This window comes from Opitutaceae bacterium TAV5 (assembly GCA_000242935.3).
In the GTDB taxonomy this organism is placed as follows: domain Bacteria; phylum Verrucomicrobiota; class Verrucomicrobiia; order Opitutales; family Opitutaceae; genus Geminisphaera.
The window spans coordinates 896,210-909,170 of record CP007053.1 but is presented as its reverse complement, the minus strand read 5'-3'; the positions used below and the strand labels follow the sequence as shown (position 1 = coordinate 909,170).

Sequence of the window (12,961 nt, the reverse complement as noted above, 5' to 3'; positions counted from 1 at the left end):
CCTTCCCGTGCTCCCCGGACCAAGCCTCCAGTCGACCGACCAATGCCTTGTGGACCTTTCGTAATGTGTCGATCCCAAGCTGGCCCCTTTATTTTTTGACGGTCTTTTTTTAGATTTTTAATATTTAAGCGGATTCCCATGTGCGCTTCCTCATTATTCGCATGATCCGCAGCAGCCCACCCTCCTTCCTGTGTTTATCCCCGAAAAATCAATGGAATTATTAATAATTGTGACTATGCCCCAAATCATCTCATCCGGTCTTTTCTGTTTTGTAATTAGTTATTGAATACATAAACCCGAATCAGGCATTCCATGAAATCTATTACATATCTCCTCATCACTCAGGTGGTTTTGCTCATATCGAGCGCCAGCGTGTGCAGGGCTTATTCCGTTGATCTGACCAAGGCAAAATCGCTGCCTGCTGGTTGGTCCGCAAGTAATTCTAATACAGGAAAGGGCTCCAGTGTATCATTCTCGGACGATGGAATGACCCTTCAAACATACTCCGGAGGTTGGAGCAGGCAATTCATCTCGGCCGCGAGTTCATCCTATAGTTTGGCTGAAGTCGGTTCGTCATTGACGTTCTCTGCCGATTTCACCGGTCAAACCAGCGGTAATCTCTACAGTTTTCAACTGGGACTTACAACAAGAAGCAATCTGGACACCACGGATAATCCCGCCGCGGCAGCCGGAGCAGGTGGAGCCAATGTCTGGATAAACTACAATATCGCCAGTGGCGAATTGTCGTTATTGGGGACCGCTGGAACTGCTGCCGCAACAACCTATGCGAATAAACTTCAAATAGGGGAGGGTGGCACAATCCCGACCGGAACCTATGGCTTCACCCTGACGCATCAGGCATCGGGATGGATTAGTGCGACAATATTTTATACACCCACGGCAGGCGCCACGGTCACGGCAACAAACACCCTGTATCAAGCCACGAACGCCGTGTTCACTGGCTATGAGGGCATCTCCAATCTGTATCTCTCCGCGACGAGCGATGGTGCCGGTGGCACAAACGCGGCGGTTACCCTCTCTTCGCTGAGTGCCCCGGGGAGTTTGGTGCCGGAACCCTCCGCCGTGGCTGCTGCGGCGGGGGCGTGCGCTTTGCTTCTTGCTTTCGGCTGCCGGAGAAAAGCAGTCAGGTCATGACAAGGCACTACAACCATCTGCAAACACAATCCCCTCCCGATTCGTTTTAAAATCACGACATGTCTTCCGCTCCGCTTTCGCGTGTATTTCGCTGCGCCCTTGTGCTCCTGGGCATAGTTAATGCCGATCTGCAGCCACGGCTTGCCGGAGCGGAAATGGCAGGGTTTCAGATTTCCGACGTCGGGAGAATCGAGCGTGACGGGGTGCGTTTCGAGGTTGTTTATTTCAATCCCAAATGGAATCGAAGCACGCCTTCGTTCAAAACGTTGCGACTCTCGTCCGATGGGAGCCACCAAAACTCCACGGAAGCGGTTTATGACGGGACATGGATGATTCGGGAGGATGCCTCTTTCGCGTTTGTTGAAAGAATCAGGACGGATGGCCAGAGCGCTATCGACTACTCGCTGAATCTGGCTTCCGGGAATGGAGTGGCGGGCGCGGGCGTCTCCCTTGTCGCCATGCTGCCGATAGAGAGGTTTTATGGACGCTCTCTGATTGTGGACGGGACGCCGCGCAGTTTTTACGGGAAATATAATCCCGATCAGAAATCGTGGTCCGGCCCGGCCCGAAAAATCATCATTCCACTCGATAACGGAGAGCTGACCGTCACGGGAGACATAGTATATCAGTTTCAGGACAATCGTGGCTATAACCGGAACAACTGGGAACTGCGTTTCTGGCTCAAAGGCTCCCGGAGTTCTGTCGTGCGGGATGCCAGCCTCGACTTGCGTTTTTCCTACACGGCTTATCGCCATCACCCGGTTTCCATCGCCCAAGTGGCAAACATGGGATTTGCGGATGAGAAGGCCGATGACGGAGCAGGCGGATGGACGGATCAAGGCCCGGATAACGATCTGCGCATGTTCCCGGCAGGGAGGCACGTCTTAGGCGGGATTCCCTTCGAGATTACGAATCCCGATAGAAACGATGGCAAAGCATGTGTCGTGCTCCAGGGGAAATCCCGTAGCTATTTTCCAAAGCAAAAGGTTATCACCCTCGATCGTCCCGTCGCGGGTAAATACCTTTACCTGTTGCACGCAGTGGCATGGGAGGAGGTTGGGAAAAAAGCGGGCACGCTTTCGGTCCAATCCGCATCTGAAGCCGACTACGTGGACAAGGAAATCCTTTCCTATGACATCGTAGCGGGCAGAGACGTGGCAAATTTTTGGAACCCAAGGAAAATCCCCCATGGCGTGGTTGCCTGGACGGGACGCAACCCAAACGCCATCGTTGGAATTTACCTTACACGTATCGAATTGTCGGGGAAACCTGTTTCAGAAATCACGCTGGAGAGCGCAGGCGGCAGTGTCTGGATGGTCGCGGGACTGACCTTGTCGGACAAGCTGGCTGGCGAAGCCCCGCCCGATGAGACGATTGTGCTCGAGGCCGGGGAGGACTACGCGCCCGTCTCCGGCCCTCGCCAGGTCAAGAAAGGGAGTATTCTCGATTTGAGCGGGCTGCTGGATGCGCCGGCGGGGAAGCATGGCTTCCTGCGGAGTGTGGGCGAACATTTCGAATTCGAGAAGCGGCCCGGACTTCCCGTCCGTTTCTGGGGCGGCAATTTTGTCGGACTCCCCGGAAATCACGAGACGACGGATGCCAATCTGGATGCCTTCGCCGCAATGGGCTATAATCTGATACGCCTTCATCATTTTGACGGCTATCTGGCGGACGCAAAAACAAGTTCATCCCTCAATTTCAACGCGACGAATCTCGACAAGCTGGACTACTTCATCGCCGGCTGTAAAAAGAGGGGGATATACATCACTCTTGATTTATATACCATGCGGCGTCCCGCAAGAGGGGAACTCCCCGGGTATGCCGACAGGGATATCAATCCCGGTGAATACAAGATGCTGACCTTGATGGATGACGGGGTGATGGCCAACTTCAGGGAATTCTCGAAGCGCCTCCTCGATCATGTAAATCCCTACACGGGCTTGGCGTGGAAAGACGATCCAGCCATCAGCTTTGTCAGTCTCCTCAATGAAAATACGATTTACGCACTGTATCAATGCACGCCCTTCATCAAGGGGCTGTTTGAGAAAAGATTCAGCGATTACGTGTCGCGCCATGATATTTTACTGACCAAGGAAAACAGAATCTCCCACGAGAGACGGTTCCTTCACGACACATATGCGTCAGCCTTCATCCGGCTCAGGGAAATGTGCAAGGACATCGGAATTCGCGTTCCCATTACAGACCAGAACTTCTGGTTGAATCTGGCGACAACCTTGCAGCGTGAAGAATACGACTATGCCGACGTCCATTTTTATTGGAAGCACCCGGTTGGATTGGGTTCGAATCCATACGGGCTGCCTGCACGGATAGAAAGCACAAGCGCGATTACCGAGTATGGCGGAACGCTATTGAGATGCGCATCCGCCCGGGTCTATGGCAGGCCGTTCACGGTCAGCGAGTGGGATTTTGTCGCGCCCAGTTCCTTTAACACGGAAGGCTCCCTGCTTGTGGGTGCATTTGCGGCGGCGCAGGACTGGAGCGGCCTGATGCGGTTTTGCTACTATAAGTCGTATGCAATCGGTGATTATGAAAACAGCAAACTTGGTTCTTTCAGCCCCGGGCAAGACCCGCAGACAGGGCTGTCGGAAAGAGCAGGCGTCCTCCTTTTCCTGCGGGGAGACCTCGGTGCCTCCGTGGTTAACTACCCGTTGTTATTGCCTCGCAATCATCTCGATGTGGGTGGCCAGGATGAAACGCCCAGATTGGCGGATCGCCTCGGGTTGCTTGGCAAAACAGGGGTCTTGATTGTCGATCCGGACAAGACCGCAATCCTGCCGCCTGCCACCAAGGCAGCCATCACGCTTGGCGCGGTAAAGACTCCGCAAGGAGTGCCCGTCTATGCCGAACAAACCTTTTCCGGTGCGCTCAATCTGGAGCGCAAGGTGTTCTCAAACGACACGGGCGAGATCACGATGAATGTGGAAAAAAACACTTTCGCCGCAGTCAATCCGCGTAGCGAGGGTTTTGTCCTGGCGGAGGGGCAACAGAGCGAAGGTTCCTTTGTTTCGGTCCAAAGTCTCAGGTCGTTTGCAACTGTTTTTGTGGCGGCGATGGACGGTCAACCGCTTGCTACAAGCAGCCGTTATCTCATTCTCCACCTGACCGACACCAAAGGCACTGGCATGCGTTTCCGGGACAAGGAGATGACGTTTATTGAAGACTGGGGGCAGTCTCCATTGTTGGTGCGTCGGGGCCAAGTGAAGTTCCGATTCAATCGAAACCTGGAGGGATTTGTCCTGTATGCACTCGATCTTGCCGGGGAGCGGTTGTTTCCCGTCGAGATAAAATCACAGGGAAGCAAATCCGTGTTCACCGCCACGAACACCGCCGATGGGCACATCGTCGCCGCCTATGAACTGATATACCGTGATTGATATAAGGTCGTTCCGCTCTCCTCGCTTTGCTTATTTTGCCCATGAATACAACACTTGTCCGTCTTGGAAAAAACACGCGTGATGGTTTCACACTGATCGAATTGCTGACCGTCATTGTCATTATCGGGATACTTGCCGCCATTATGATCCCTGTTGTCGGCGTCGTCAGGAAAAACGCATACACGGCCAAGGCAGCAAGCAATCTTCGGCAATGGGGCTTTCATTTCATACTCTACGCAAACGACAACAAGGGGCTGGCACCGAGAGGGTGGGTTGCCGCCAATCCCCCCGGCACGGGTGATTTTACATGGCTCCAGCCCATTCAAAGTTATACGGACAAGCCGACCCGGCTCGCGCTCATGTCCGATCCCAACCTGCCTTCGGGAGCAAGCTACGATTACGAGAACAAGGAGTATTTCTCGTGTTATTCGATGAATACGCTGACCTGGTTGGTCAGTGCCAACGCGCGGCAGTGGGACCCTGCCCGTGTATCGAATTTAGCAGGATTCGTGGTCCTTGCCGATGGAGTCTGGAACGACACTTGGCGTGGATGCGCATCGACGTTCACATATAACGCGAGCAAACCGGAAGATTGCGGCATCGACTACCGGCAGAGTAACCACCGGGCCAATGTGCTGTTCGGAGACTGGCACGTGAAAACCTTGCGAGTTGCCGACATGAAAGAGAATATCATGAAGCCGTAGCTTGCGGTGTTTGTTCGGGATGCAATGGGGGTATTGTTGCCCGTTGGGTACAACGTGCCCGGCGACGATTTATAGCAATCGTTCCTGAAAAACGGGCAATGACGCAAAGTCGCAGATAGACACAAAGAAAGGGCTTAGGACCAGGATACTGCCCTGTCTTTGCGGCTTGGCGACGGACTTGCGTCGAGAAAACTCCAGTTTCAATCGGGCGGATGGCATCAACCAGCAATGTGCAACGTGTAGTTCAGGCAGTAACTCTTTTTCCGCAGGCGGTGGCATTCGAGTGTATCGGGACCGCAGCTACCTGTTCCTGTTCCGCGATGAGCCGCATCGAGATACAGGATCGTTTCGGCGCGCGGAGTGAGGTCGATGGTGTGTTTTGCGGCGTAAAGATCTTCGGCGGTGTAGTGCGTGGCGTTGAACTCGAAAAGCGGCGCCGCTTCGATGCGCACGACGGGAAGCCGCCCGGCGGAGGTGCGGCGGTTCCAGTCGCCGGATAGCTCCAGCCAGCGAACGTCAACATGGTGCCCGTGCTCCTGCGGCATCACATAATCCACGTATTCGCGACTTACGGTGTTCCGATAAACGCCCACTAGGGAGGAGGCACGGCGGTCGTTGTAGGTCTCCTTGGGGCCGGCCCCAAACCACGAGAGACATTCGTAGCCGGGGACCAGATCGAAGCGCACGCCGACGCGGGGGAGATCGGTCATGTCGGCTCCGGAAAACACGATGTCGTTGGCAACCTCCAGCGTGCCGTCCGGATGAAAGGTGTAACGGTGGGTGTGCACGCAGTCCGTCCAGCGTTCGCGCCCGCTGGCTTCGTGCCGGAGGGTGACAGCGAGGGCCCCGGCTGCATTGGGCGCGGCGGCATAAGTGAGGGCTTTTTTGCCAACGGGGCGGTGCCGGAGCGGGTTTTCGACGAGGCCGAGTTTGCGCCAGCGGCCAAGGGCCTTCCAGTCCTGGCCGGTCCAGAGCTTGAGGCCGTCGTTGTCCGTCGCGCCGCGGTTGAGTTCGACGAGTGGCGCACGGGCGAGGAGCTCGATGCCGCGCACGCGCAGCGAGGCGAGCGTGGCGGTGGTGTTTTCAAAATATGCTTCAAGGTTGCCCGCCCGGACGCGCAGGCCGACGTCCGTTTTTTCCGCGCAGACGGTGGAGGCGGAGATGTTTTTGCGCGGAGTTTTCGCGGACGACGGGAGACTGGCCGGAAGCGTCGGAGTCAGGGCAAGCTGACTCCACGCGACTTCGTGGCCGGGCTTGGCGTAGGCGGTCGCTCTGGCGGTGACAAAGCGGATGTTGAGATGCGCCTCGACTCCGGCGGGAACCGGTCCGACAGGCAGGACGACTTCCTTCGCTTCGCCGGGAGCGAGGTCGAGCCGGGGCAGCGCCAGCGGCTTTTGGGCCGGTCGCCCGTCGAGCAACAGTTCCCAGGAGCCGCGCAGCCAGCCAAGCGAGGTGAAATCCTGTTCGTTGCGAATGCGGATGGCGACCTTTCCGCCTGTTTTGCCGGACTTGCCGCCGGGCGTCACGAGTTCGACGGCGACGGGTTGTGCGAGGTGCTTGAATTCCCACAGGGCGGGATGCGGCACGCGGTCGGCGGAGAGGAGCCCGTCGCACACGAAATTGGCGTCGTTGGGCACGTCGCCAAAATCGCCGCCGTAGGCAAACCATTCGCGGCCGTCGGCTGTTTTCCGGCGGATGCCGTGGTCAATCCACTCCCAGATGAATCCGCCCTGGACGCCGGGCTTGGTCTTGAAGACGCGGAAGTAGTCGGAGAGCGAACCGTTGGAGTTGCCCATCGCATGTGAATACTCGCAGAGGATGAGAGGCCGGTCGAAGGGGTGGAGCGGAGCGGGCGGGACGGCCTTGCGCCCGCCCGGAGGATAAGGCGGGTAGTGGCGCTCCAGCGCGGTGGCGGCGGCGGGGGACAGGAAACGCGAGGGTTCGTGATGCCGGGTTACGAAATCGCTCCACGCCTCAAGCTCCTCGATGCGGGAATACATCGGACAAATGAGATCGGTGGAGGCCGACCCGTGCTGCCAGCGCGAGAGGCCTGAAATGGCACCCTGATGATGGAGAAGCCGGGTCGGATCGTAGCCGCGAATCCAGCCGGCGGCGGCATCGTGGTTGGGGCCGTGGCCGGATTCGTTGCCAAGGGACCACGCGATGATGGACGGGTGGTTTTTGTCGCGCACGACCATGCGCATGGCGCGGTCGAGCCAGGCGGTGGCATAGCGCGGGCTGGCGCAGAGCTGGTTGTAAAAGCCGTGCGACTCGATGTTGGCTTCGTCGATGACGTAAAGTCCGTATTCGTCGCAGAGATCGAGCCAGCGCGGATCGTTGGGATAATGCGAGGTGCGCACCGCGTTGAAGTTGAACCGCTTCATCAGCGTGATGTCCTGAAGCAGCGTTTCCCTGGGGACTGTTCTGCCCAGATCGGGATGATGGTCGTGGCGGTTTACGCCCTTGATCAGCACGCGGCGTCCGTTGACGAGCAGGTTGCGGCCGGCGATCTCGACCCGCCGGAAGCCGACACGGATCGCCGCGTGCTCTTCGCCGTGGGGAGACTTGAGCGTGACGAGCGCCGTGTAGAGCGCGGGGCTTTCGTGGGACCAGAGGCGGAGGCGCGAGGCCGGAATCGTCTCCTCGAAAAACGCCTCGCCACGGTGGACGTTTTTCCATTCGAGGCCGAGACAATCGACGCGCCTGAGCAGCGGTTTTTTGAATACCTCGCGGCCGGACGGATCGAAAAGCCGCAAGGCAACCGTGGCGTCGCCATGCAGGCCGTCGTTGAAGCCAAGTTGCGCGGTGAGCCTGAGCGTGGCGGTGCGGTTGCCCTCGTGGAGCAGCGGGACAGCGTGAATATCGGCCAGGTAAGTTTGCGGCGTCGCAAAAAGAAAAACCTCCCGATGCAGGCCGGAAAACCACCACATGTCCTGATCCTCCACAAAGGAGGCGTCGGACCACTTGATGACGACAGCCAGAAGCTCGTTGACCTCGCCATGCGCACGCACGGCGGCGGTGATGTCGAACTCGGCCGGGAGCTTGGAATCCTTGCTCAGCCCGACTGCGATGCCGTTGACATAAACGGCGAGGACGCTGTCCGCTCCGCCAAAATGAATGACGATGCGTCGCCCGCGCCAATCCGGGGGAATGTCAAACACCCTCCGGTAAACGGCCGTCGGATTGGCCGCCGGCACGCAGGGCGGTTCGTCATCGAAAGGCATTTTGATATTGGTGTAATGAGGGGAGCCGTGGCCCTGGGTTTCCAGGCTCCCCGGCACACGCACGCTGCTCCAGTCATTGCATGGAGTGGCGGCATGCGTGGCGATCCATTGCCGGGCTTCGTCCGGAGAGGATGCCATGTGGAGTTGCCACTCGCCATCAAGGCGCAGGAAACGGGAGGAGTTTTCGCGCTTTCCCGCGAGGGACTGCCGGGCGGTCGGATAGCCGTGAAATGTGGCGCGGGGCGGGAGTTTGTTGAGGGACGTGACCTCGGGATTTTCCCAAGCAGTGACAAGGCCGGTTTTAAGCATGAGTCGGAAGGGGACGGAAGGCGCGACGGCGCGGAGCTTCCGTGCATAACAAATATACTTTTCAACCCAAAAGGGATGGGTGTGCAAATAATGCCGGATCAGACATGCCCGGCGGCAGGCGCAGAAGTACGATTTAATTAAATCGCATCGTCAAAAAATAAGGCTGTCGCCAGACGCCTCCCTTTCCAGCTTTATGGCTGTAGTGACGCTTTCCACCGTCACCCGACCAAAAGCTCAATTTCTATCGTAGCAGCTATAATCCGGATTTTTGATTCCGCTTTCGGTAATCATTCGGAGTCATGCCCAACTTCCGGCGAAAAACACGCCCCAGACGATCGTCATTGGGGAATCCGCATTGCTCGGCGATGTCACGGGTGCGCAGGCCGGTGTTGACCAGAAGAAACCTGGCTTTCTCCATCCTTTTAAAGGTGATCTCATCCGCGATGGTTCTCCCGACATGCTTGATGAAGGCATGATGCAGAGTCGGATAAGACAGGGGCACGGTTGACGCGACCGTTTTTGCATTAATCTGCTCGGTGTAATGCTGCCAGATATGCAGCAATGCCGATGCGACATGAGGATGCTTTACGGCAAGAATATCGGTGCTCAGTCGGGTAGTAATTCCGACCGGCGGAATCAAAAGCACCTCCGGAGGAACGGGTTTCCCCTGCAGCATCATGTCCAGCAGGGCCGCCGCCCGGTATCCGCCCATTTCCAGATTGATATCCACGCTGGAAAGGGGAACCGGGGCAAATTCGCAGCGCAGCTTGTCATCATCCACCCCCAGCACAATGATCTGGTCCGGCACGGAAATATTCATGTCGAGGCAAGCATGAAGGATTTCGCATGCCGATTCATCTCCTGCAGAAAACACCGCCAATGGCTTGGGCAGGCTGGCCAACTGGCGCTTGAGCCAGTTGATGCGCGCATTTTCACCCTGCCTATGACCGCCCTGATTATTGTATTCAATGAGCCAGGTCCGGCCTCTGTTTTCCTCAATGCGTAACCGAAAGGCGTCGTAGCGCCTGGAGATCAAAGGCGCATCGCCATGCTTGAAAAAAGCGGTGTTGCGAAAGCCCCGCTCCAGAAAGTGATCTGCCGCCATCTGGCCGATGAGCGTATCATCATAACGCACAACCGGAACTCCTGCTATTTCAACATCGCCAATATTGACAATGGGACGGGTTGAGGTCCGGACATGATCACAGCCTTTTTCATTCCAGGGTAATAGCGTGATCGCGCCATCGCCGCGCCAATCGTCCATCGTAAATCCGCCATGGGTCATGCTCGGGTCGAGAATCCAACCAGCCTCCCGGGCATAACGAGCTATCCCGAGGTGGATTGCGGGAGAATACCAAGCGAGAGCGACCAGGATGCAGGGGCGGCGGTTTTTACGGGTGACAACAGGTCGGGCAGGCATGGAGGCGAAAATCACAAAGTTTCGTTTCACCTTCTCCTCCATCAAGCCTTTTTGCGGCATTGCCGATTGGAAAGAGCTGTGCACCTCGCGCTATCGTAAGGGGGTAATCATTCCCTTGTTGGCGAAAACGCGTGGGTTGGTGTCGCCGCTGATGCCGGCGCGGCGATCGCAGATTTCGAGGTGCCTGGCGGTCGCTGGGTGCGCCCAGGCGCGGCGGAGGCGGGCTGGGTGCTGGCGGCGGATTCGTTTGAAGCCTGCGCAGCGGCTGCAGCCATATAATGAATTGCCGCGCCGGATACGGCATGCACGGAGGCATGCCGCTACGATTATAGCTTTATTTAAAATACTCCAGCGTAACTGCGAATGTAAGTGCGTAGGGAATACTTCCCCCCCCTGGAGCCTGCGAACTTACGTTCGCAGCTGCAGGGCGCGTGCTGGCTAAACAGATACGCGGCAGGATGCCACCGCCTCCTCGGCCTCAGCCTTTCGCGCGGGGTTTCGCTTTCGTTCCGACCTTCGATTTCGGCTTTGTCTTCGCTTTCGCCTTCGGCAACTCCTTCTCCAGTTGTTTGCCGATGGCGGCGAGTTTCTGTCGCTGTTCTTCGGATACGTCGGGGTAGCGCAGCGACAGGCGTTTGAGAACGCGGACGATCGTTTCCGATACGGAGAAACGCGTGAACCACTTGTTGTCCGCCGGCACCACGAACCACGGCGCCCAAGGCGTGCTCGTGTGGTTGAGGCAGTCCTCGTAGGCGGCCTGGTAATCGTCCCAGTGCTGGCGCTCGGCGTAATCGGACGAAGAGAACTTCCAGTTTTTCTCCGGGCGCGCGATGCGCTCCGCAAAGCGCCGGCCCTGCTCCTTTTTGGAGACGTTCAGGAAAAACTTGAGGACAACGACACCGTTTTCCGTCAGGTATTTTTCGAAGTTGTTGATCTGTTCGAACCGGCGTTTCCAGATGCCCTTGCCCTTGAAGTGCTCGGGGATGTTCTGGCGGTCCAGAACCCCGGGGTGCACGCGCGCGACCAGCACCTCCTCGTACCAGGAACGGTTGAAAATGCCGATCATGCCGCGACGCGGCAGCTCGAGGACGCAGCGCCAGAGGTAGTCGTGCGCCAGTTCCCCGGACGAGGGAACCTTGAAGCCGGTGACGTTGCAGCCCTGCGGGTTGACGCCGGACATGACGTGTTTGATGACACCGTCCTTGCCGGCCGCGTCGAGCCCCTGGAAGAGGATCAGCACGGCCCAGGTGTTTTGCGCATAGAGCTTGTCCTGGAGTTCGCTGAGCAGGGTGGTGTTTTCCTGCACGCGCTCGATCGCGGCCTCCTTGTCCCGGAAGCCGCCGGTGAAGCGCGGATCGTAGTCTTTGCCAAGGCGGATCTTTTTGCCGGGCGGCACGATGACGTGCTTCAGCTTGACCTTGATGTCCTTGTCGTTGCCGAGGTCGATGGTGACCGATTTGCGGGAGGCAGGCAGGAGCGATTTTTTCATGGTGATCGTTTGTCGGGGTCAGGTATCCGGCGGGTTTCGGGCGGGGACAGGGACTTCCCTGCATGAGCGTACGAACAGATTGAGGATGCCGCCTGCCCGGGTCAAAGCCCTTTATTCCAGGCCCTTGCCGGGAGCGCGGCGGGCGTCCGCGCGTCAGGATCAGGTGTCGGCTTCCTTGCTGTACGCGCCTTCCTTTTCGGTGCCGGAGCCGGAAGTGATCGAGCGCAGGCCGAAGAGTTGCTGGAGGGTGGTTTCGAGAGCGCGGCCGGGGCGCCAGTTGCCATGCTGTTTCACGACGGTCTGTTTGCTGCGCTCGCGGGCGACGATGCCGGCGTCGACATCGAGGAGCCGTACTTCGTCGGGCAGCCAGCCGAGGACATCGGCGGCGGTCAGCGGCGTGAGGGCGAAGGGCAGCCCGGTCCAGTCCACGAGCACGTCCCAGCCGGCGACGCCGGATGCGGGGACGGGCCGGCGCAGCAGGGTGGGGTAACGCTCCGCAAAATCCGGGATGCGCGGGGTGGCGATGCGCACGCGGGCGACGGGCTGCATGCGGGAAAAGTACTCGTCGAAGCTGCCGGCCTGACCATCGCGGAAGGCGGTGTAGACCGCCAGCGGATCGATGCCCATGAGGTTGAGGCCGTTCCAGATGCCGTGCTGGTTGCGATTGCCGAATTTTTTCGAGTCGTACCACGTCTGGAAATCGCGGGTGATCATGAGCCCGATCTCGAAGTGCAGGTGGGCCCGTTCGCGCGGGATGGTGTAGCCGCCGGCGCTGCGGCCCATCGTGCCGATCACCTGGCCGGCCTGCACGCGGGCGTCGGCAACGATGCCGGGAGCCGTGTCGCTCAGGTGGGCGTAGAGCGTGTAGACAGCGGGAGTGACCGTGTCGTGCTCGATGACGATGTAGCGGCCGTAACCGCTGTTGCCGGCGATGGTGCTGACGTGGCGGACGATGCCGGGCATGGCGGCATGGATTTCATCAGCCGGTTCGCGACGGCGGTCGCGGGTGAGGGGCAGCAGGTCGATGCCCTCGTGAAACTGGCGACCCTCGCTGCGGACGCCGCCGAAGAGGCCGGATTCGGGTTTGCCGGAGGCTGTGGGCTGGATGAATGCGGTGATCGGCTGCCCTTCCTGCCAGGCAGGATTGGGCGTGGGCCAGACGAGATCGACGGGCTGCGGGACGGCTGCAGCCACGGCTGCGAGAAGAAGGACGAGAAGCGCGAGCAGGCTTGCAGGTGGTAGCAGACGAAGCCGGGCCATCGGGG

6 protein-coding genes are annotated in these 12,961 nt (G+C 58.4%); 2 read left to right on the top strand and 4 right to left on the bottom strand.

Features of this window, described 5'->3' with window-relative positions:
• Positions 1–1,256 precede the first annotated feature (1,256 nt).
• Complete coding sequence (locus OPIT5_04550) at positions 1,257–4,550, top strand: hypothetical protein (protein ID AHF94074.1); 3,294 nt, start codon at positions 1,257–1,259, stop codon at positions 4,548–4,550.
• A 41-nt stretch (positions 4,551–4,591) separates the two neighbouring features.
• Positions 4,592–5,254 (top strand): hypothetical protein, encoded by a 663-nt coding sequence (locus tag OPIT5_04545; protein AHF94073.1) that lies wholly within the window; start codon positions 4,592–4,594, stop codon positions 5,252–5,254.
• Between the two features lie 218 nt (positions 5,255–5,472).
• Here the strand turns inward: OPIT5_04545 and OPIT5_04540 are convergent, their stop codons facing one another.
• The 4 genes from OPIT5_04540 to OPIT5_04525 form a co-directional block, all read right to left on the bottom strand.
• The gene (locus tag OPIT5_04540; GenBank protein ID AHF89612.1) at positions 5,473–8,787 is read right to left on the bottom strand and encodes a beta-galactosidase; all 3,315 of its coding nucleotides are present in this window, start codon (positions 8,785–8,787) and stop codon (positions 5,473–5,475) included.
• 253 nt (positions 8,788–9,040) lie between these two features.
• On the bottom strand, positions 9,041–10,249 hold the full coding sequence (locus OPIT5_04535; GenBank protein ID AHF89611.1) for an AraC family transcriptional regulator: 1,209 nt from the start codon (positions 10,247–10,249) through the stop codon (positions 9,041–9,043).
• 436 nt (positions 10,250–10,685) lie between these two features.
• Complete coding sequence (locus tag OPIT5_04530; protein ID AHF89610.1) at positions 10,686–11,696, bottom strand: polyphosphate:AMP phosphotransferase; 1,011 nt, start codon at positions 11,694–11,696, stop codon at positions 10,686–10,688.
• 159 nt (positions 11,697–11,855) lie between these two features.
• Positions 11,856–12,956 carry a peptidase M23 gene (locus OPIT5_04525; GenBank protein ID AHF89609.1) on the bottom strand — a complete coding sequence of 367 codons (1,101 nt, stop codon included), beginning with the start codon at positions 12,954–12,956 and terminating at the stop codon, positions 11,856–11,858.
• Positions 12,957–12,961: the final 5 nt, after the last annotated feature.